Here is a 21,052-nt window from a genome sequence, read left to right on the forward strand (position 1 = left end):
TGTACTGCGCGCCGTGGGTGAAGTTGATGACGTTGAGCAGCCCGAAGATCACCGCCAACCCGAGGCTCAGCATGGCATAGAACGAGCCGTTGATGAGGCCCAGCAGAAGCTGGCCGAACAATGCCTGAGGCGCGATGCCGAGAAGCTCGAACATGGTCGGGTATCTCTGTGAGAAAGGATGCAGGCCGGCCCCGGAGATGGTGTCCCCGGAGCCGGTCCGCGTTCCGCGTCAGGTCTTCTTGACCAGCGGGCAATCACCCTGGTCGAGCGGGCGGAACGCCTCATTCGCCGGGATGGTGGCCTTCAGGGTGTAGTAGTCGTACGGGCCCTTGGACTCCGACGGCTTCTTCACCTCGAACAGGTACATGGGATGGATCTGGCGTCCGTCCGCGCGCACTTCGCCCTTGCCGAACAGCTTGTCGTCGGTGGGGAGCTTCTTCATCTCGGCCACCACCGCCGCGCCGTCCTTGCCGGCCTTCAGGGCGGCCACGGCCTTCAGGTAGTGGGTGACGCCGGAATAGACGCCCGCATGCACCATGGTGGGATACTTGCCGCCGTTGCCGGCCGAGAAGTCCTTGGCGTAGGCGCGGTTGGCGTCCGTCATGTCCCAGTACCACGCTTCCGTCATGGTCAGGCCCTGCGCCGTCTTCAGGCCCAGCGAGTGGACGTCGGACAGGAAGACCAGCAGGCCGGCGAGCTTCTGGCCGCCGGAGACGATGCCGTACTCGGCCGCCTGCTTGATGGAGTTGATGGTGTCGCCGCCCGCATTGGCGAGGCCGATGACCTTGGCCTTGGAGCCCTGGGCCTGCAGCAGGAAGGACGAGAAGTCGGAATTGTTGATCGGCACGCGCACGCTGCCGAGCACCTTGCCGCCGTTCGCCTTCACCACTTCGGATGTGTCACGCTCCAGCGCGTGGCCGAAGGCGTAGTCGGCGGTGAGGAAGAACCAGGTGTCGCCGCCATTCTTGGTGATGGCCTTGCCGGTGCCGTTGGCCAGCGCCCAGGTGTCGTAGGTCCAGTGGACCGTGTTGGGCGAGCAGGCCTTGCCGGTCAGGTCGGAGGAGGCCGCGCCGGAATTGATGAACACCTTGTTCTTCTCGCGCGTCACCGTGTTGATGGCGAGCGCAACGCCGGAGTTCGGGGTGTCGACGATCATGTCGACGCCGTCCACGTCATACCACTGGCGGGCCACGGAGGTGCCGACGTCGGCCTTGTTCTGGTGGTCGGCGAAGATCACCTCCACCTGGACGTCCTTGTTGGTGGCGTTGAAGTCCTCGACCGCCTTCTTCGCCGACCACACCGAACCGGCGCCGGCGAGGTCGGAATAGAGGCTCGACATGTCGGTAAGGACGCCGATCTTCACCTTGACCGGGGTCTGGGCTTGGGCGGCGGAGACAGCGAAGACGCTGGCGGCCGCCATGAGCATGGCTGCGAAACGCATGTGTTTCCTCCTGCCGGCATGAGCCGGCCGCGATGTCACGAAAGCCTCGGTTCAGACGCCGAGGAGAGTTTCCAGACGCGCCGCGTTTTCCGCGATCTTGTCATTGGGCACCATGTCCACCACCCGTCCGTGCTCGACCACATAATGCCGGTCGGCCACGGTTGAGGCGAAGTGGAAGTTCTGCTCCACGAGCAGCACGGTGAAGTCTTTCTTCTTCAGGGTGCGGATGATCTCGCCGATATGCTGCACGATCACCGGCGCCAAGCCTTCGGTCGGCTCGTCCAGCAGCAGGAGCTTGGCCCCGGTGCGCAGGATGCGGGCGATGGCGAGCATCTGCTGCTCGCCGCCCGAGAGCTTGGTGCCCTGGCTGTTGCGGCGCTCTTCCAGCCGCGGGAACAGCGCGTGCACCTCGTCCACCGAAAGCCCGCCGGGCTTCACCACGGGGGGCAGCAGCAAATTCTCGCGCACGTTGAGGCTGGCGAAGATGCCGCGCTCCTCCGGGCAATAGGCGATGCCGAGGCGCGCGATCTGGTTGGGAGCGAGCCCCACCGTCTCCTTGCCTTCGTAGCGGATCGAGCCGGCGCGCTTGCGCAAAAGGCCCATGATCGCCCGCATGGTGGTGGTCTTGCCCGCCCCGTTGCGGCCGAGCAGGGTGACCACCTCGCCCTTGTTGATGTCGAAGCTCATGCCGTGCAGCACATGGCTCTCGCCATAATGCCCGTGCAGGTCCTCGACCTTCAGCAACGCCTCAGCCATGGCCGTGCCCCGTTCCCATATAGGCCTCGATCACCTGCGGGTTCTTCGACACCTCGGAATAGGGCCCCTCGGTGAGGATCTCGCCGCGCGCGAGCACCGTGATACGGTCGGAGAGGTTGGCGACCACGGAGAGATTGTGCTCCACCATCAGCACCGTGCGGTTGGCGGAGACGCGCTTGATGAGGTCGGCGGTGCGGGCGATGTCCTCGCGGCCCATGCCCGAGGTGGGCTCGTCCAGGAGCAGCATCTCCGGCTCCAGCGCCAGCGTGGTGGCGATCTCCAGGGCGCGCTTGCGGCCATAGGGCAGCTCCACCGCCAGATGGTTGGCATAGGCGGTGAGGCCGACCTCCTCGATCAGCTCCATGGCGCGGTCGTTGAGCGCGTCGAGCGAGGTCTCGTTCTCCCAGAAATGGAACGAGGTGCCGAGCGGGCGCTGCAGCGCCACGCGCACATTCTCAATCACGCTCATATTGCCGAAGGTGGCGGAGATCTGGAACGAGCGGACCATGCCGAGCCGCGCCACGTCCGCCGGCTTGGTGCGCGTGATGTCGCGCCCGTTGAGCCGGATGGTGCCGCGCGTGGGCTCCAGGAACTTGGTGATGAGATTGAAACAGGTGGTCTTGCCCGCGCCATTCGGCCCGATCAGGGCGTGAATGGTGTGCCGGCGAATCCTTAGGTCGACGTTCTTGACCGCCGCAAAACCCTTGAATTCCTTCGTCAGTCCACTTGCTTCAACGATAAAGGGCACGTCCGAGACAGTGTCCATGAGCGCGCTTGAAGCCCTCGCTGTTCCGGCCGAGGGTGGCGCAGACGCACCCCCCAGCACACTCCCCGATTGCATCTATGGCTGATGCTTTTGTTCGTTATCGGAACGGTATCACGGCAAGCGTGGCCGGCGTCAATATATCCGAAGGACAAATTTGAACGCTTGATTGATTCCGCTCCGGGGCTGTGGAGGGCGGCGTCCCGCTACCGTCCCTGCGTGTGATATTCAGGGTTCGGCCGCATGTCGGTGGCGGAGGCGATGCGGTTGGACATGTTGAAGAAGCCGGTCACCGCCGCCACGTCCCAGATGTCGCGATCGGAAAGGCCGACGCGGCGCAGCGCCTCGCGGTCCGGCTCTTCCACCTCGTGCGGGCGCTCGGTGAGCTTCACCGCGAAATCCAGGATGGCGCGCTGGCGCGCGTCGAGCCGGGCGGCGCGATAGTTCATGACCATCTGCTCGCCCAGAATGGGATCGCCCGAGATCTGGCGGACTGCAGCACCATGGGCCGTGAGGCAGTAATAGCAGCGGTTCACGCTCGACACGGCCACCGCGATCATCTCCCGCTCCAGCTTGGTGAGGGCGGACGGCGCCAGCATCAGGTCGTTGTACATGGTCGCGAACGCGCCGAGCTTGGCGAGGTCGAAGCCATAGGCCTGGAGTACGTTTGGCACGAAGCCGATCTTCTCCAGGCATTTGGCGAAATAGGCCTTGGTCGCGGCATCGAGCTGGGCGGGGGGGAGGGGCAAGGCGATGACGGGGTCGTCATCCCGTCGCACTTCCGGAGTGGGCGCAACCATTACATTCGCCATGGCTGCCTTCTTGCGGGGCACGCCTTTATTTTCGGCAGTCTTCTGGACGGCTTTCTTCGGCTTGTTTGTCTTCTTTTGCGACGTCATGGTGTTGCCCTTCGTTACGTTCCCGTCATCGTTTCATCGCGCCGGTGTGCGAGACCGGCGGAGGACAAGAAGACGATCTCGAGGCCGGGCCACACCTAATAAGGTGCCGGCCAATTGGGGGAAAAGCCATGAACATTCACGGAGTTCGAGGTTCCGAGGCGGATTTCGGCGCGGGCGACCGCATCGCGGCGGCCATCTCGCTGCTGGCCGGGTCCGGCGTTCCCGAGGCTTTCTCCCTGGCCCTCCTGAACGGCGCCGCGCCCGAGGACGTGGAGACGCTGCTGCCGGAGGCGCTTGCCCGCCTGACGCAGGATGCCTTCGCCCATCTGTCCGCCCGCAAGCCCGGGCAGCACGACGTGCGCGTCTACAATCCCGAATGGCCCGGCGCGCCTGCCGTCACCGTCATCGAGGCGGCCAATGACGACATGGCCTTCCTATTCGATTCGGTGGCCGGCGAGCTGGCCGACCGGGCGCTGGAGCTGAAGCTCACCTCCCACCCCATCCTCGCGGTGAAGCGCGGCCCCTCGGGCGCGGTGGAGGAGGTGGAGGCGGACCTGCGCTCCGCCGAGGCCCGCGGCCTGCACCATGAGAGCTTGATCCACCTCCACATCCAGCTCCTGGAGACCGAGGAGGCCCGCGCCGCGCTGAAGGACGCGCTGGACAAGACGCTGGCCGACGTGCGCGCCGCCAACGAGGACTTCATCGCCATGCGCGATCAGGTCCGCGACCTCTCAAAGACCTGCCGCGTCGAGACCCTGCCCTATTCCCAGGCGGACCGGAACGAGGCGGCGGATTTCGTGGAATGGCTCGCCGGCAACAACTTCATCTTCCTCGGCGTGCGCAAGTATGCCCTCGGCGCGGACGGGCAGCTTCAGGCCGAGCCCGGCCTCGGGATCCTGCGCAATCCCGCCATCCGGGAGCTGGGAGACGAGACGCTGGGGACCGAGAGGGGCTCGGTGCTCTCCGAGGCCATCCCGCTGCTCATCACCAAGTCCAGCCTGTGGTCGCGGGTGCACCGCCGGGCCTATATGGACTTCGTGGGCATGAAGCTGCACGGGGCCGACGGGAAGCAGGTCGGCGAGCTGCGCATCATCGGCCTGTTCACCTCCAACGCCTACACCCACTCCGTGCGGCACATCCCGTATCTGCGCCTCAAGACGGAGGTCGTGGCGCAGCGCGCGGGGTTCGAGGAGGACAGCCATTCCGGCAAGGCGCTCGCCACCGTGCTGGAGACCTATCCCCGCGACGACCTGTTCCAGATCGACGCCGACACGCTGCTGCCCTACGCCCTCGACATCCTCTCGCTCTACGACCGGCCGCGCGTGCGCGTCCTGCCGCGCCCGGACCCGTTCGGCCGCTTCGTCTCGGTGCTCGTCTTCGTACCGCGCGAGCGCTATGACGGCGCGCTGCGCAACCGCATCGCGGATCGCCTCGCGGCCGCCTTCGACGGCAAGATGGCCGGCTTCACCCCCACCTTCCTCGCCGACGTGCCGCTGACGCGCGTCCATTTCATGATCAGCCGCAAGGAAGGCCGCACGCCCACCGTCAACCGCGCGGAGCTGGAGCAGGCGGTGGCGGACGACGTGCTCTCCTGGAGCGACCGCCTGCGCGATGCGCTGCGCGCGGCCCATGGAGTGCATGATGCCCACATCCTGTTCGAGCGCTATGGGCAGGCGTTCGGCGCCGGCTATTCGGCATCCTATGACGTGCAGACGGCGCTCGCTGACATCGAGCGCATGGAGCGCATGTCCGCCGAGCGGCCCATCGCGCTCGATTTCTACCGCCGCGACGCCGACCCGGCGAGCCGCATCTCCCTGCGCCTCCTCTCCTTCGGCCGGCCGCTGCCGCTCTCCGAGCGCGTGCCCATGCTGGAGAATATGGGCCTGCGCGCCATCAACGAGCGCACCTTCCGCCTCACGCCCGCATCCGCCGACGGGCAGGAGCGGCTCTCCTGGCTGCACGAGATGACGCTGGAGCGCAGCGACGGCCGCACCATCGAGGTGTCCGGCTCCGCCGAGCGCCTGGAGGACCTGCTCACCGCCGTGCTGCGCGGCGAGGCGGAGAATGACGGCTTCAACGCCCTCGTGCTCGACACGGGCCTCGCCTGGCGGGACGTGGCGCTCGCCCGGGCGCTGGCGCGCTATCTCAGGCAGGCGGGCATCGCCTACAGCCAGGACTATCTCTGGACCACTCTGGTCGGCCATGCCGACGTGGCCGCCGCCATCGTCCAGCTGTTCCACACCCGCTTCGACCCCCGCCTCGACGTCGCGCCGGAGGCGCTGGCTCTGCGCGAGGAGCCGCTGCGCAAGGAGATCGAAGCCGCGCTCGCCGAGGTCTCGTCTCTGGACGAGGACACCATCCTGCGCCGCTTCGTGAACCTCGTGGATGCTGCCATCCGCACCACCTTCTACCAGGTGGAGGCGGACGGGCGGCCCAAGGGCGCCATCTCCATCAAGTATGAGAGCGCCAAGGTGGAGGGCCTGCCCCTGCCGCGTCCGCTCTATGAGGTGTTCGTCTATTCGCCCCGCGTGGAAGGCGTGCATCTGCGCTTCGGCCATGTGGCGCGCGGCGGCCTGCGCTGGTCCGACCGGCCCCAGGATTTCCGCACGGAAGTTTTGGGCCTCGTGAAGGCTCAGCAGGTGAAGAATGCGGTGATCGTGCCCGTGGGCGCGAAGGGCGGCTTCGTGCCCAAGCGCCTGCCCGCCGGCGGCTCGCGCGATGCGGTGCAGGCCGAGGGCATCGCCGCCTACAAGGTCTTCGTGTCGAGCCTTCTCGACATCACCGACAATCTGAAGGGTGGCGCGGTGGTCTATCCGCCCAACGTGGTGCGGATCGACGGCGACGATCCCTATCTCGTGGTCGCCGCCGACAAGGGCACGGCCACCTTCTCCGATATCGCCAACGGCATCTCCCAGTCGCACGGCTTCTGGCTGGACGATGCGTTCGCCTCGGGCGGCTCGGTGGGTTACGACCACAAGGCCATGGGCATCACCGCCCGCGGCGCGTGGGAGGCGGTGAAGCGCCATTTCCGCGAGATCGACGTGGACATCCAGACCACCTCCATCCAGGTGGTGGGCGTGGGCGACATGTCGGGCGATGTGTTCGGCAACGGCATGCTGCTCTCCACGGCGCTGAAGCTGGTGGCGGCGTTCGACCACCGCCACATCTTCCTCGATCCCAATCCCGATCCCGCCCGCAGCCATGCGGAGCGCCAGCGCCTGTTCAACCTCGCCCGCTCCTCCTGGGCGGACTACGACGCCTCGCTCATCTCGCAAGGCGGCGGCATCTTCCCGCGCACCGCAAAGAGCATCCCGCTCTCGCCCGAGGTGCGCGCGGTGCTCGGCCTCGAAAAGCTGGAGGCCACCCCCAACGAGGTGATGAACGCGATCCTCAAGGCCCAGGTGGACCTGCTCTGGTTCGGCGGCATCGGCACCTATGTGCGCGCCTCCACCGAGACCGACGCCCAGGCCGGCGACCGCGCCAACGACGCCATCCGCATCACCGGCGCCGACCTCAGGGTGAAGGTGGTGGGCGAGGGCGCGAACCTCGGCATGACCCAGCGCGGCCGCATCGAGGCGGCGCGGCGGGGGGTGCGCCTCAACACCGACGCCATCGACAATTCGGCGGGCGTGAACACCTCCGACGTCGAGGTGAACATCAAGATCGCCTTGTCCCTCCCCGTGGCGGAAGGCGTGCTCTCCGCCCCCGACCGCGCGGCGCTCCTGGGCGAGATGACCGAGGAGGTCGGCCACCTCGTCCTGCGCAACAATTATCTCCAGACGCTGGCGCTCTCGCTGGCCCAGCGCAGCGGCACCGGGGACACTGCCTTCCAGCAGCGCCTCATGCAGATGCTGGAACTGCGCGGCGAGCTGGACCGGCAGGTGGAATATCTGCCGAGCGACGCCGAGATCCAGGAGCGCCGCTCGCGCGGCGAGGCCCTGACCCGGCCCGAGCTGGCGGTGCTGCTCGCCTATGCCAAGCTCTCGCTCTATGCGGAGCTGCTCACCACGGACGTGCCCGACGACGCGTATCTGGCGGACGAGCTGGTCCATTACTTCCCGCACGCCCTGCAGAGCCGCTTCCCGAACGCCATCACGGCGCACCGGCTGCGGCGCGAGATCATCGCCACAGGCCTCTCCAACGCCATCATCAACCAGGGCGGCCCGGCCACCATCGCCCGCATCGCCGACCAGACGGGGACGGACGCGGCCTCCATCGTCCGGGCCTTCGCGGTGGTGCGCGACAGCTTCGGTCTGCCGGCGATCAATGCCGCCATCGATGCGCTGGACAACAGGATTTCCGGCGACGTGCAGCTGAAGCTCTATGCCGAGGTGCAGGAGCTGATGCTGGGCCGGGCCATCTGGTTCCTGCGCAATGTCAGCCTGAATGCCGGCATCGGCGCGGTGGTGACGCAGTATCGCGGCGGCATTACCGCGCTCGCCGCGGTGATGGATGCGAGCCTGCCGGAGAGCTGGCTGGCCTGGCGCGACACGCGGGCCGAGGAACTGGCGGCCGCCAATGTGCCGGCGGACCTCGCCCGTCAGGTGGCGAGCCTTCGGGCCCTGGCGGCGGGCACGGACATCGCGCTCCTGTCCCAGACCACGGGCCGCTCGGTGGCGGATGCCGCGTCCACCTTCTTCGCGGCGGGCCGCTATTTCGCGGTGGACGAGGTGGTCGGCGCGGCGGGCTCCATCATGGCGCCCGATTATTACGACCGCCTCGCCATGGACCGGGCGCTCTCCCAGGTGGAAAACTTCGTGCGCCAGGCGAGCGTCGAGATGCTCAACACCGGCAAGAGCGGCGTCGAGGCCGTGGAAGCCTGGGTGGAGAGCCGCCGCAAGGAAGTGGAGCGCACGCGGGCGACGGTGAAGGACATCGTCGCCTCGGGGCTCACGCTTTCGAAGCTCACGCTGGCGGCGAGCCTGCTGTCGGATCTGGCGCGGGTGTGAAGCGCGGACGCCTGTCTGAGCAATCGTCATGGCCGGGCTTGTCCCGGCCATTTCTTTAAGCGCACCAGGGTTCTCCCTTCGAAGGGAGCCCCTGCAATCCCCCAAAATCGTGATCGCTGAGTTTTTCACCTCTCCCCGAGGGGGAGAGGTCGGCTGCATAGCAGCCGGGTGAGGGGGCTCCGGCGGTTCAGGACTGGGGAGGGTGGTTCCCCCTTACCCCAACCCTCTCCCCCTCGGGGAGAGGGGGCGCGGCGGTCGCATTCGGGCCGTCCGACGAGTATCGCAACGGGCTCCACGCCCGAGGGTGCGCGGCGCATCCTTGATCACATTCTCGCGCCGGCGGTGTTTTGGGCAAGATCGGGCGCCGCCGAGGGCTTAAGCTCTCCCAAGGACATTCGGAGACATGCCGATGCGTTCGATCCCGTGCGCCCTCACCCTCGCGATGCTCCTCGCGCCCGCCGTCGCGCTGGCCGACCAATCCGGTGATGCCGGCGGCAAGGTCAAGCTTGCCAAGCCTGTGGCACCAAAGCCCTTGATCGGCGTCCAGGTGCCCGATCCGCAGCCGCCGGCAGGGTCGTTCACCCCGCGCTGGAACGTGCCGTCCGTCACCATTTCAGGCCTGACCGTCTGGACCTTCAAGCCCGGCCATTTCCAGGGGCAGTGAGCCTCACGCCGGCTCCCAGCCGGGCGGGGCAAGCTCGAAGCCGGAAAAGTCGAAGGCGGGCGCCACCGTGCAGCCCACCAGGGTCCATGCGCCCAGGCTCTCCGCCGCCTGCCACGCGTGAGGCGGCACAACGGCCTGGGGCCGCTCCCCCGCCGCAAGGTCCGCCCCGAGCACATGGTCGCTGCGCGTGCCGTCGGGCATGACCATGCCGAGCTTCAGCGGCGCACCGGCATACCAATGCCAGGCCTCGCTCGCATCCACCCGGTGCCAGTGGGACCGCTCGCCCGCCGCCAGCAGGAAATAGATGGCGGTGGAGGCGCCCCGCGCGCCGTTCGTCCCGGCCTCGCGGAACGTTTCGCGGAAATGCCCGCCCTCGGGATGGGGCGCAAGGCCGAGCAAAGCGATGATCTCCGCGGCGGAAAGCCCGGTCACCGCTCAGCCCTTGAAGACGTTCTTGCGGGCGCGCAGCTCGGTGAACACCGCCGCGCTGTCCGAGGTGCCGAGCCCCATGCGCTCGGCCATTCCGGGGTCGTCGGCGCGCAGGAAGGGGTTGGTGAGCTTCTCGTCGCCCAGCAGCACCGGAATGGTGGGCTTGCCGTCCCGCCGCGCCGCTTCTGCATCCCCCAGCCGGGCGCGCAACGCGCCGTTGTCGGGATCGACGCTGACCGCGAAGCGGCCGTTGGCGACGGTATATTCATGCCCCACGAAGACCGACAGGTCGTCCGGCAGGGTCCTGAGCCGCTGGAGCGATTTCCAGAGCACCGGCGGGTCGCACTCGATGGGCCGTCCGCAGCCCATGACGAACAGCGTGTCACCGGCGAACAGCAGGCGCTCGTCCTCGAACAGATAGACCACATGGCCGGCAGTGTGGCCGGGGGTCTCCATGACGCGGCCGATGAGCGAGCCCACGGCCACCGGGTCTCCGTCCACCACCTCTACGTCGATGCCGGGAATGGTGGCGGCCTCGGCCTTGGGGCCGACCACCGTCGCCCCGAACCGGGCTTTCAGCGCCGGCACGCCGTCCACATGGTCGGCATGATGGTGGGTGACGAGAATGTGCGTGAGGTTCCAGCCCTCCCGGTCCAGCGCCGCCAGCACGGGGCCGGCTTCGGGCACGTCCACCACCGCCGTGGCCTGGGCCACGGGGTCGTGCAGAAGGATGGCATAATTGTCGCTGAGGCAGGGGATGATCCGGATTTCGATGGCCATGAACCTATCTCCTCCTGAAGCGGATATACCGGCTTTGAGTAGCACGCCGGGCTCGCGGAGCAAGCCTCATGGCGCCGCACTGGCATGCTATAAGGCGCGAGGGAAAGGGAGGCCATGTTCCTCGACGTCGTCGACCTGCGCAGCTTCTATGCCCAGCCTTTGGGCGCGGTGACGCGCCGCGTGGTGGGGCGGGCGATCCGCGCGCGCTTTCAGGACGTGGGCGGCCTCTCCGTGCTGGGGATGGGCTATGCCACGCCCTATCTCGGCGCGTTCCGCGAGGAAGCGGAGCGCTGCATCGCCCTCATGCCCGCCGCGCAGGGGGTGGTGCGCTGGCCCTCCGCCGCGCCGACGCTCGCGGCCCTGGCCGATGAGGGCGCCTTGCCGCTGCCCAATTCCTGCATCGACCGGGTGGTGGCGGTGCATCTTCTGGAAATGACGCCTGACGCCGCGGGCATGCTGCGGGAAGTCTGGCGGGTGCTGGCGCCTGGCGGGCGGCTGCTTGCGGTGGTGCCCAACCGGCGCGGCGTCTGGGCTCGGCTCGATACCACCCCGTTCGGCAATGGCCGGCCCTTCTCGCGCGGGCAGGTGGTGCGGCTGTTGCGCGAAGCGCTGTTCACGCCGGTCGGCTGGGACGAGGCGCTCTATTTCCCACCAGTCTCGTCCCGCTGGATGCTGCGCACCGCTATTGCGTGGGAGCGTGTCGGCGGCGGGCTGTCCTTGCCGTTTGCGGGGGTTCACGTGGTGGAGGCGACCAAGCAGCTCTACCGCCCCGCGCCGGTCAAGCGCCCGGCCCTGGTGCCGGCCCTGGAGCCGGTGTTCGGCCAGGGCGTGCCGGCGGGGTAGGGGCTCCATGAGCGGCCATCCCCGGACTTGGTCCGGGGACCTCCGCCTCGGGGAAGATGCCCGGGTCAAGCCCGGGCATGACTGCAAAGTTGGGGGCGCTCAGCCCTTCCGCGTCAGCAGGAACACCGCCTGCTCGCCCAGAAGGTTCCACACCCACCAGGGCATGTTGAAGCGCACGCGGTGGCCGGAGGAATCCAGCGCCACCGCCTTCTCCATGCGCGCGCCCAGCACATCCACCAGCTCCACGAAGTCGCGGACCGTGCAGAAATGGATGTTGGGCGTCTCGTACCAGGGGATGGGCATGTTGTCGGTGAGCGGCATGCGCCCGTGCAGCACCAAATCGAGGCGGGAGCGCCAATGGCCGAAATTGGGGAAGGACACCACCGCATGCCGGCCGATGCGCAGCATCTGCTCCATCACCCAGCGTGGGCGGCGGGTGGCCTGCAGCGTCTGGGAGAGGATGACATAGTCGAAGGCGTCGTCGGGATAATGGGCGAGGTCCACGTCCGCATCGCCCTGCACCACGGCAAGGCCCCGCGCGACGCCGGCATTCACGCCCTCGCGGGAGAGTTCGATGCCGCGCGCATCGCAGCCGCGCGTGGTGGCGAGCAGCTCCAGGAGCTCGCCGTCGCCGGCGCCCACGTCCAGCACCCGCGAGCCGCGGGCCACCATCTCGGCCACAACCACAAGGTCGACGCGGCCGCCCGATGAGCGCACCGCGGTTTCGTCCAAGGGCTGGCTGCGTTCGGCTGTGATTGTGCTCATCGGTCCCGTGCGGCCGGAAGCCCGGCGACCTTGGCGGCGCTGTCGAGGAAGCCGCGGGTGATATCGAACAATTCGGGCTCCTCGAGGAGGAAGGCGTCGTGGCCCTTGTCGCTTTCGATCTCGGCGAAGGAGACGCTGGCGCCCGACGCGTTCAGAGCGTGGACGATGGAGCGGGAATCCTGCGTCGGGAACAGCCAGTCGCTGGTGAAGGAGACGAGGCAGAAACGTGTCTTGCTGCCGCGGAAGGCGTTGGCGAGCACGCCGTCATAGTCGGCGGCAAGGTCGAAATAGTCCATGGCCCGCGTGACATAGAGATAGGAATTGGGGTCGAAGCGCTGCACGAACGATTCGCCCTGGTGGCGCAGATAGCTCTCCACCTGGAAGTCCGCATCGAAGCCGAAGGTGGGCAGCACCCGGTCCTGCAGCTTGCGGCCGAATTTCCGGTGCAGCGCCTGGTCGGACATATAGGTGATGTGCGCGGCCATGCGCGCCACCGCGAGCCCGCGATGGGGCGTCACCCCATGCTGGAGGTAATGGCCGCCCTGCCATTCCGGGTCGGCCATCACCGCCTGGCGGCCCACTTCGTGGAAGGCGATGTTCTGCGCCGAATGCCGCGCCGCCGTGGCGATGGGCAAGGCCGAGAGCACCCGCTCGGGATAGCTCGCCGCCCATTGCAGCACCTGCATGCCGCCCATGGAGCCGCCGGCTACACACAAAAGCCGGTCGATGCCGAGATGGTCGAGGAGCATGGCCTGCGCATTCACCATGTCGCGGATGGTGACGAGCGGCATGTCGAGGCCGTAGGCCCGGCCGGTCTGCGGATTGATGGAGGCGGGCCCGGTGGTGCCCATGCATCCGCCGAGCACATTGGCGCAGATGACGAAGAAGCGCTCGGTGTCGATGGGCTTGCCCGGCCCCACCAGCGTCTCCCACCAGCCCGGCTTGCCGGTGACGGGGTTCACGTTGGCCACATGCTGGTCGCCGGTCAGCGCGTGGCAGACCAGAATGGCGTTGGTGCGCCCCGCATTGGGCTCGCCATAGGTCTGGTAGGCGATCTGGAGATCGGTCAGCGCCACGCCGGCATCGAGGCGCAACGGCTTGTTCCGCCCGAACCGCACCACGGGCGAATGCGGCTCGTCCGCTTCACGGCGCGCCCGCGCATCTTCAGCGTCGATGGCCGGGGCCTCGACTTCGACCAAAGGATCCATGGCGCCACCAAGCGACTCCCGCCTGTCCGTGTCAAGCGGGAGACGCGGTGGCTATGTCAGCGGCCGCCCTGGCAGAGCGGGTCGATCTGGCGGCAGCCGAAGGCGTTGCGGGCCTCCGGCGATTGCGGCAGGCCCGTCGTGTCCCGGGACCTGACGCTGCCGGTGACGGTGGGGTCGGTGTCGACGGGGCCTTGGACGCTGGTGCCGGTGCGCGCGGGAGGTATCGGCACCACCGCACCGTTGGGCTGGCGGACGGTCGGATTGGTGCCCGTGCCGGCTTCGACGCCGCTCTGGGCGAAGGCCGGGCCGGCGAAGATGGCCGCAACGGCCAGGACAGGAAGAAATGTGTTCATCCGCATGGGGCGTCTCCTCTTCGCGCCGAAACTGCGACGCTTGTGTGAGGAACCCATGGCAAGACGCTGTGTTCCCCACGGACAAAGAGGGACCGGAGCCAATTCAGCGATTCGGTCCGTGTTTGGACACGTCTGTTCCCCGGGGGAGAGGCGATTGTACCGCTTTGGGACAGGAGGGAACGAAGCCGGACCCAGGCACCATCAGCGATTCGCGCACCTTTCGTTCCCGCCTCGCCCCCTTCAGAGGGTGGCGCAATGGCGTTCGCGTCCCGATATGATACACGAGCCCCCCACCGCACCGGACCTGCCTCCCGCCCATGGATGATGTGACGAAACTTGCGGTCCTGCCCCGTTCCATCAGGGCGCGGGGCGTGACGGCGGTGCTTGGCCCCACCAATACCGGCAAGACCCATCTCGCCATCGAGCGCATGCTGGGCCACGAGAGCGGCATCATCGGCCTGCCGCTGCGGCTCCTCGCGCGCGAAGTCTATCAGCGCATCGTCGAGCGCGTCGGGCCCAAGCAGGTGGCGCTCATCACCGGCGAGGAGAAGATCAAGCCGCCCAATCCGCGCTATTGGGTGGCCACCGTCGAGGCCATGCCGCGCGACCTCGACGTTTCCTTTGTCGCCATCGACGAGATCCAGCTCGCCTGCGACTTTGATCGCGGCCACGTCTTCACCAACCGGCTCTTGAACCGGCGCGGGCGCCACGAGACGCTGGTGCTGGGCGCCGCCACCATGCGCCCGCTGCTGGAAAAGCTGATGCCGGGCATCAATGTGGTGGTGCGCCCGCGCCTCTCCACGCTCTCGTTTGCCGGCGAAAAGAAGATCACCCGCCTGCCGCCGCGCTCTGCCGTGGTCGCCTTCTCGGCCGAGGAGGTCTACGCCATCGCCGAACTGATCCGCCGCCAGCGGGGCGGGGCGGCGGTGGTGATGGGGGCGCTCTCGCCCCGCACCCGCAACGCCCAGGTGGAGCTCTACCAGAGCCGCGACGTGGACTATCTCGTCGCCACCGATGCCATCGGCATGGGCCTCAATCTCGACGTGGATCACGTCGCCTTCGCCGCCGACCGCAAGTTCGACGGCTGGCAGTTCCGCCGCCTCAATCCCTCCGAGATGGCCCAGATCGCCGGCCGCGCGGGCCGTGCGACGCGCGACGGCACCTTCGGCACGACCGGCCGCTGCCCGCCCTTCGAGCCCGAATTGGTGGAGCGGCTGGAGGGTCATTCGTTCGAGACTGCCAAGGTGTTGCAGTGGCGCAACGCCGTGCCCGACTTCTCCTCGCTGAAGGCGCTCCAGGACAGCCTCGCTCTGCCGCCGCGCGAGGAAGGTCTCACCCGCGCGCCCACCGCCGATGACGTGCAAGTGCTAGAAATCATGGGCCGCGAGCCTGCCGTGGCGGACCGCGCGACCTCCCCCGATGTCATGGAGCGGCTGTGGGATGTGTGCCAGGTCCCGGACTACCGGAAGATCTCTCCGGGGGCCCATGCGGAGCTCGTGCGCACCCTTTTCGACCATGTGGGGACCGGTGGCCGCATCCCCGATGAGTGGTTCGCGCGTCAAATCGCCTTGACCGATCGCGCGGAAGGGGACATCGACACGCTGTCGAGACGGATCGCGCAGGTGAGGACCCTCACCTACGTGGCCAACCGTCCCGATTGGCTCAAGGATCCGGAACACTGGCAAGGCGTCACGAGGGGGGTCGAGGACAAGCTGTCCGACGCACTGCACGAGCGGCTGGCACAACGCTTCGTGGACCGACGGACCAGCGTGCTCATGCGGCGCCTGCGAGAGAATACGATGCTCGAAACTGAGATCAGCAAAACCGGCGACGTCACCGTGGAGGGCCACATGATCGGCCATCTCCAGGGCTTTCAGTTCGCTCCCGACCCATCCGCGGGGGGCGAAGAGGCGAAGGCGCTGCGCGCCGCCGCCCAGAAGGCGCTCGCCGGCGAGATAGAGGCCCGCGCGACGCGGCTGTCCGCCGCCGTGGACGAGGCCTTTGTCCTCACGGCCGACGGCACCATCCGCTGGGTGGGCGAGCCGGTGGCGAAGCTCATTCCCGGCGAGGAGGTGCTCGCACCCCGCTTCAAGATCATCGCCGACGAGCATCTGACCGGCCCCGCCCGCGACCAGGTGGAAGCCCGCCTCGCGCTCTGGCTGAAGGCCCATGTGGAGAAGCTGCTCGGCCCGCTGACCAAGCTCTCCGGGGCCGAGGACATTACCGGCATCGCCCGCGGCATCGCCTTCCAGATCGTGGAAAGCCTCGGCGTGCTGGAGCGCACCAAGGTGGCCGAGGAGATGAAGACCCTCGACCAGCCTTCCCGCGCCACCCTGCGCGGCTATGGCGTGCGATTCGGCGCCCACCATATCTATCTGCCAGCCTTGCTGAAGCCCGCGCCGCGCGCGCTGGCCCTGGAGCTTCATGCCCTGAAGCATGGCGGCCTTTCCCAGAAGGGCCTCGACGAGCTGCCGAGCCTTGCCGCTTCCGGCCGCACCTCCATTCCCGTGGACCATGAGATCCAGAAGGGCCTCTACCGCGCCGCCGGCTTCCGGGTCTGCGGCGAGCGGGCGGTGCGCGTGGACATATTGGAGCGTCTCGCCGACCTGATTCGCCCGGCCTTGGCCTGGCGGCCCCAGTCTCCGGGCCCGAAGCCTGCGGGCGCGGTGGACGGGCGCGGCTTTACCGTCACCGTCGGCATGACCTCGCTGGCGGGCTGCTCGGGCGAGGACTTCGCCTCCATCCTGCGCTCGCTGGGCTACCGCATGGAGCGCCGCGCTGCCCCGCCGCCGGAGGCCGACGCCCCGCCCGCGCCGGTGGTCGAGGCGGAACTGGCTCCGGCGCCGGAAGGCGCCATCGAGGCGGACCTGCTGTTCGATCCCATCGAGGCACCGGCCGAGGCCGCAGCTGAGGATTCTTCGGCCGAGGCCGTCGAAGCCGTCGCCGAGGCGACGCTGGACGAGGCGGGAGCGCCCCCGGTCGCCGAAGAGGCGGCCGAGGAGGCTTCTGCCGAAGAGGGTCCCGACGCCCCCGAGGAAGAGGTGGCGGAAGCCTCTGAGACCGAAGAGGCCACGGAAGCCCTGGCCGATCCCACGGCCGCGGAGGTTCTTGCGGAAGTCAGCGCCCCGGATCAGGCCCCCACGGACGAGGCCGCCACAGACGAAGCCCCCACGGAGTTGGGCGCCGAGCCCGCCGCCGGTAGTGAGGTGCCCGCGGCCGAGACGGCCGAGGCCGGCGCTGTCGCGGCGGATTCCTCCGAGGCTGCCGAGGCTGCGCTCATCGAGGTGTGGCGCCCCGGCCGTCCGCCGGGCGCGCCGCGTCGCGAGCGGCCGCAGCGCGAAGGCCAGGGGGGGCACCGCGAAGGACAGGGCCACCGCCAGCAGCGCGAGGGTGAAGGCGGCGGCGAACGTCGTGACGGCCGCCCGCCGCAGCGCCATCAGCACCGGCCGAACCGTCCGCACGAGCAGCGCGAAGGTGCGCCGGGCGGGGAGGGGCAAGGCGAGCGGCAGAGCCGTCCGCCGCGCCAGGACCGCCCGCCGTTCCGCGGCCCCCGCGAGGGCGATGCCCAGCGCGGCCCGCGTCCGGAGCAGCGTGCGCCGGTCCACCAGGAACGCCGCCGCGAGAAGCCCGCCGATCCCGACAGCCCCTTTGCCGCCCTTGCTGCGCTGAAGGCGCGCATGGAGGCGGAAAAGAAGGGGAGCTGAGTGACGGAGCCAACTTCCCCGGCACGTCAGCGGCTCGATCTGTGGCTCTGGTATGCCCGTGTGGTGCGCGCCCGCGCCTCCGCCGCGGGGCTCGTGCGCCAGGGCCATGTGCGGGTGGACGGCGCGCGGGTAACCAGCGCCGGCTATACCGTGCGGGTAGGGCAGGTGGTGACGGTGAGCCTGGACCATTCGGTCCGCGTGCTCAGGGTTGTCGGCTTTTCGGAGCGGCGGGAGGATGCTACATCTGCCACCGAGACTTTTGAGGAAATAACAGACTGATTAAGTCAAATGACGCTGCGGCCGGCGCTTGCGCGCCGGAAATCGAAGTTGGCCGGCCGGGCGAGAGGAACGTGTCATGACCTATGTCGTCACCGAGAACTGCATCCGCTGCAAGTATATGGATTGCGTCTCTGTGTGCCCGGTGGACTGCTTCTACGAAGGCGAGAACATGCTCGTCATCCACCCGGATGAGTGCATCGATTGCGGCGTCTGCGAACCGGAGTGCCCTGCCGAGGCCATCAAGCCCGATACCGAGGGCGGCCTTGAGAAGTGGCTCGGGTTGAACGCCGAGTACGCCAAGGTGTGGCCCAACATCACCATCAAGCGCGATGCCCCGCCCGACGCCAAGGAGTGGGACGGCAAGCCCGACAAGGAAGGCCTGTTCTCGGCGGAGCCCGGCACGGGCGACTAATCCGGCGCCGCACGGCAGCCGCGTGGCACGAGAGCCGCGCTTCTTCCAAGACCCGCCGCCATCCCCGGATCCGATCCGGGGATCTTTTTTCGTGTCCCCTTCGCGAACGCCGCCGTCATGGCTCGGCTTGTCCTAGGGGGTTGTCTTGCGCGCCACCTCTCCCCCGGCACCACCGTCATGCCCGGGCTTGTCCCGGCCATCCACGCGGCTCCGCCGGGCGGGCTCTTAAGGGAGAGACGTGGATGCCCGGGACAAGCCCGGGCATGACGGGGTCATCGGGAGGAAAGGTTTCAAGAAAATAATCCTAGGGACTATATTCCTTTCTGCGTGAACCCCTGCTATGGTCCCCTTACCTTGCACCAAGGAGGGGCGCGTCCGGAGCGGCCTGACGGGTGGTGCAGGGCAGCGGGTGTCCGACCCGGTGGGGAGTAACGCACTCCGCCGGGCGAGAAAGGAGGCCGAAGGGGTCTGCGCACCGATCCGGCGCTGGTCCGGCCGGTGGTGATGGGGAGGACTGATCACCCACGCGGCGCAGCCGACACGCCATAAATCCCCGCGCGGGAGCGGACGGAGCACCGGCTCCGACGTCACCTGTACTCCCAAGGCATGCCTGCCGGCGTGCCGGCCGCTCCCGCATCCCTCCACCCCGCCGGAAACGGCGGGGATAGGGGCGCTGGAGCGGTCTCAAAGCTTAAATCCACGCTGGATCTAGGGCAGCGCTGCCAAGGGCTCATATTGCGAGAGCATGAGCGCGCCTGCCCCGTCCAGATAAGCCCGCCCGAACGGTGCTTTCCTCAGTGCCTCCGGCGCCCGGTAGATGGTGCCGCCGATGGGCGGCCGGGTGCCGGGCTTGCTGCACGGCACGGCAACGGTCACGCTCTGCCCCTGCTTGTAGGCCGCCCCCCGCTCCACCCGCCGCACGTCTCCCGCTACCGCGCAGTCGCCGTAATCTCCCGAAGGCGGCGTCACCGCCTTGACCGCGATGACGACCACATTCTGCGCCTCGCGCCGCGCCTGCTCGTAATATTGCGGTGCCAGCAGCGCCAGCGCCGCGCCCCCCGGCAGCAGGGCCGCCACGAGCGCCGCACCCAGAAGAGCCATCCTCGCCATCACACCATCCTCTGATCGTTTCTCGCCTTCGGCGTTTCTCGCAGCGGCATTTCGCATTATATAGCCGCCATGCTTGACCAGACCGCCATGTCCGCGGCGTCCTCCGTCGCCGATCCCGATTTCGCGCGCCGCCGGACCTTCGCCATCATCTCCCATCCCGACGCGGGCAAGACCACGCTGACGGAGAAGCTTCTGCTCGCCTCCGGCGCCATCCGGCAGGCGGGGCAGGTGAAGGCGCGCGGCGAGCGCCGCCGCACCCGCTCCGACTGGATGGAAATCGAGCAGCAGCGCGGCATCTCCGTCACTTCCTCCGTGATGACGTTCGAGCGCGACGGCATCGTCTACAACCTCCTCGACACGCCGGGCCATTCGGACTTCTCCGAGGACACCTACCGCACCCTCTCGGCGGTGGACGCGGCGGTGATGGTGATCGACGCCGCCAAGGGCATCGAGAGCCAGACCCGAAAGCTGTTCGAAGTCTGCCGCATGCGCGACATCCCGTTCTTCACCTTCATCAACAAGGTGGACCGGGAAGGCCTCGACCCTATCGGCCTGATGGACGACATCTCCGCCACCCTCGCCCTCGACCTCACGCCCTTCACATGGCCCATCGGCATGGGCACGGACTTCCGCGGCCTCATCGACGTGCGCAACAAGCGCGCTCTGCTGGCCGAGGAACGCGGCGGGCCGCTCACCCGCATCGTGCCGTTCGAGACGCCGGAAGACCTGCTGGGCATCGATGGGGTGGAAGAGCGCATCGTCCTGGAGAGCGTCGAGGGCCTGACGCTGGCGCTGGGCATCCTGCCGCCCTTCGATCTGGAGAGCTTCCGGGAGGGTCATCTCTCGCCGGTCTTCTTCGGCAGCGCCATCAAGGAGGCGGGCGTCTCCGAGCTTCTGGCCGGCCTCGGCGCGTTCGGTCCGAGCCCGCTGCCGCGCACCGCCAACGGCCGCCGGGTGGAGCCCTCCGAGGACAATGTCTCGGGCTTCGTGTTCAAGGTCCAGGCCAATATGGACCCGAACCACCGCGACCGCGTCGCCTTCGTGCGCCTGTGCTCCGGCACCTTCAAGCGCGGCATGAAGCTCTACAATGCCCGCGAGAAGCGCCACATGGCCATCGCCAACCCCATCTTCTTCTTCGCCCAGGAGCGCGAGACCGTGGACGAGGCGGTGGCCGGCGACATCATCGGCATCCCCAACCACGGCATGCTGCGGGTGGGCGACACGCTCTCGGAAGGCGAGGTCATCCGCTTCGAGGGCATCCCGGACTTCGCCCCGGAAATCCTGCGCCGCGTGCTCCTCGCCGACCCCATGAAGGCGAAGCAGCTCTCCAAGGCGCTCCAGGACATGGCGGAGGAGGGGGTGGTGCAGGTGCTGCGCCCGGTTGCCGACCCCGCGCCCATCGTCGGCGTGGTGGGCACGCTGCAGCTCGACGTGCTCTCCTCGCGGCTGGAGAAGGAATATGGCGTTCCCATCCGCTACGAGGCGGTGTCCTTCGTGACCGCCCGCTGGATCCTCGGCGAGCGCACCGAGATCGACCGTTTCATCGACACCACCCGCTCCTCCATCGCGCGCGACCGCGACGAGGCGCCGGTCTTCCTCGCCCGCAGCCAATGGGTGCTGGACCGCGCCATCGAGGAGTGGCCCAAGCTGAAATTCGTGGCGGTGAAGGAGCGGGGCTGACCCCCCGCTTTCATTGA

At 68.1% G+C, this 21,052-nt stretch carries 17 protein-coding genes and 1 pseudogene; 7 read left to right on the forward strand and 11 right to left on the reverse strand.

The genetic code is table 11. The features are described 5' to 3' along the window. From ABLE91_RS03070 to ABLE91_RS03090, 5 genes and pseudogenes are all read right to left on the reverse strand, one after another. Positions 1–154: pseudogene (locus ABLE91_RS03070) on the reverse strand (branched-chain amino acid ABC transporter permease); the annotation flags it as partial. A 75-nt stretch (positions 155–229) separates the two neighbouring features. Then, a complete protein-coding gene (locus ABLE91_RS03075; protein ID WP_348928323.1) occupies positions 230–1,441 on the reverse strand; it encodes an ABC transporter substrate-binding protein in 1,212 nt (403 codons plus the stop codon). Positions 1,442–1,492: 51 nt separating this feature from the next. Further along, positions 1,493–2,197 carry an ABC transporter ATP-binding protein gene (locus tag ABLE91_RS03080; RefSeq protein ID WP_348928325.1) on the reverse strand — a complete coding sequence of 235 codons (705 nt, stop codon included), beginning with the start codon at positions 2,195–2,197 and terminating at the stop codon, positions 1,493–1,495. Then, positions 2,190–2,963, reverse strand: a complete 774-nt coding sequence (locus ABLE91_RS03085; RefSeq protein WP_348928327.1) for an ABC transporter ATP-binding protein — start codon at positions 2,961–2,963, stop codon at positions 2,190–2,192. The genes ABLE91_RS03080 and ABLE91_RS03085 overlap by 8 nt, the downstream gene beginning before the upstream one ends. Before the next feature lie 203 nt (positions 2,964–3,166). Next, a complete protein-coding gene (locus ABLE91_RS03090) occupies positions 3,167–3,772 on the reverse strand; it encodes a peroxidase-related enzyme (protein WP_348928329.1) in 606 nt (201 codons plus the stop codon). A 215-nt stretch (positions 3,773–3,987) separates the two neighbouring features. On the opposite strand from ABLE91_RS03090, the gene ABLE91_RS03095 reads away from it, so the two are divergent. Together ABLE91_RS03095 and ABLE91_RS03100 are read left to right on the forward strand one after the other, a co-directional pair. Then, complete coding sequence (locus ABLE91_RS03095; protein WP_348928331.1) at positions 3,988–8,808, forward strand: NAD-glutamate dehydrogenase; 4,821 nt, start codon at positions 3,988–3,990, stop codon at positions 8,806–8,808. Between the two features lie 409 nt (positions 8,809–9,217). Next, positions 9,218–9,472 carry a hypothetical protein gene (locus ABLE91_RS03100; protein WP_348928333.1) on the forward strand — a complete coding sequence of 85 codons (255 nt, stop codon included), beginning with the start codon at positions 9,218–9,220 and terminating at the stop codon, positions 9,470–9,472. Between the two features lie 3 nt (positions 9,473–9,475). Here the strand turns inward: ABLE91_RS03100 and ABLE91_RS03105 are convergent, their stop codons facing one another. Both ABLE91_RS03105 and gloB read right to left on the reverse strand, forming a co-directional pair. Beyond that, positions 9,476–9,904 (reverse strand): cupin domain-containing protein, encoded by a 429-nt coding sequence (locus ABLE91_RS03105; protein WP_348928335.1) that lies wholly within the window; start codon positions 9,902–9,904, stop codon positions 9,476–9,478. 3 nt (positions 9,905–9,907) lie between these two features. Next, entirely contained in the window at positions 9,908–10,681 is a 774-nt protein-coding gene (gene gloB / locus ABLE91_RS03110; protein ID WP_348928336.1) for a hydroxyacylglutathione hydrolase, read from the reverse strand. Between the two features lie 114 nt (positions 10,682–10,795). On the opposite strand from gloB, the gene ABLE91_RS03115 reads away from it, so the two are divergent. Further along, the gene (locus ABLE91_RS03115) at positions 10,796–11,524 is read left to right on the forward strand and encodes a class I SAM-dependent methyltransferase (protein WP_348928337.1); all 729 of its coding nucleotides are present in this window, start codon (positions 10,796–10,798) and stop codon (positions 11,522–11,524) included. 99 nt (positions 11,525–11,623) lie between these two features. Here ABLE91_RS03115 and metW read toward each other — a convergent pair whose 3' ends face one another. The 3 genes from metW to ABLE91_RS03130 are packed head-to-tail and all read right to left on the reverse strand — an operon-like array spanning position 11,624 to position 13,856. Then, entirely contained in the window at positions 11,624–12,289 is a 666-nt protein-coding gene (gene metW / locus ABLE91_RS03120) for a methionine biosynthesis protein MetW (protein WP_348928339.1), read from the reverse strand. Then, the gene (gene metX, locus ABLE91_RS03125) at positions 12,286–13,497 is read right to left on the reverse strand and encodes a homoserine O-acetyltransferase MetX (RefSeq protein ID WP_348928341.1); all 1,212 of its coding nucleotides are present in this window, start codon (positions 13,495–13,497) and stop codon (positions 12,286–12,288) included. The genes metW and metX overlap by 4 nt, the downstream gene beginning before the upstream one ends. Before the next feature lie 56 nt (positions 13,498–13,553). Further along, a complete protein-coding gene (locus ABLE91_RS03130; protein ID WP_348928343.1) occupies positions 13,554–13,856 on the reverse strand; it encodes a hypothetical protein in 303 nt (100 codons plus the stop codon). Positions 13,857–14,167: 311 nt separating this feature from the next. On the opposite strand from ABLE91_RS03130, the gene ABLE91_RS03135 reads away from it, so the two are divergent. From ABLE91_RS03135 to fdxA, 3 genes are all read left to right on the forward strand, one after another. After that, positions 14,168–17,554, forward strand: a complete 3,387-nt coding sequence (locus ABLE91_RS03135; protein WP_348928344.1) for a helicase-related protein — start codon at positions 14,168–14,170, stop codon at positions 17,552–17,554. Further along, positions 17,555–17,833: a S4 domain-containing protein gene (locus ABLE91_RS03140; RefSeq protein WP_348928346.1), complete on the forward strand. Its 279-nt coding sequence runs from the start codon at positions 17,555–17,557 to the stop codon at positions 17,831–17,833. 76 nt (positions 17,834–17,909) lie between these two features. Further along, positions 17,910–18,245, forward strand: coding sequence for a ferredoxin FdxA (gene fdxA, locus ABLE91_RS03145; RefSeq protein WP_348928348.1), 336 nt, complete (start codon positions 17,910–17,912; stop codon positions 18,243–18,245). Between the two features lie 708 nt (positions 18,246–18,953). Here fdxA and ABLE91_RS03150 read toward each other — a convergent pair. Further along, on the reverse strand, positions 18,954–19,355 hold the full coding sequence (locus ABLE91_RS03150) for a hypothetical protein (protein WP_348928350.1): 402 nt from the start codon (positions 19,353–19,355) through the stop codon (positions 18,954–18,956). 69 nt (positions 19,356–19,424) lie between these two features. Between ABLE91_RS03150 and ABLE91_RS03155 the strand changes: the two genes are divergently transcribed. After that, complete coding sequence (locus ABLE91_RS03155; RefSeq protein ID WP_348928351.1) at positions 19,425–21,035, forward strand: peptide chain release factor 3; 1,611 nt, start codon at positions 19,425–19,427, stop codon at positions 21,033–21,035. The last annotated feature ends 17 nt before the right edge of the window (positions 21,036–21,052 follow it).

Source organism: Aquabacter albus (assembly GCF_040049275.1).
In the GTDB taxonomy this organism is placed as follows: Bacteria; Pseudomonadota; Alphaproteobacteria; order Rhizobiales; family Xanthobacteraceae; genus Aquabacter.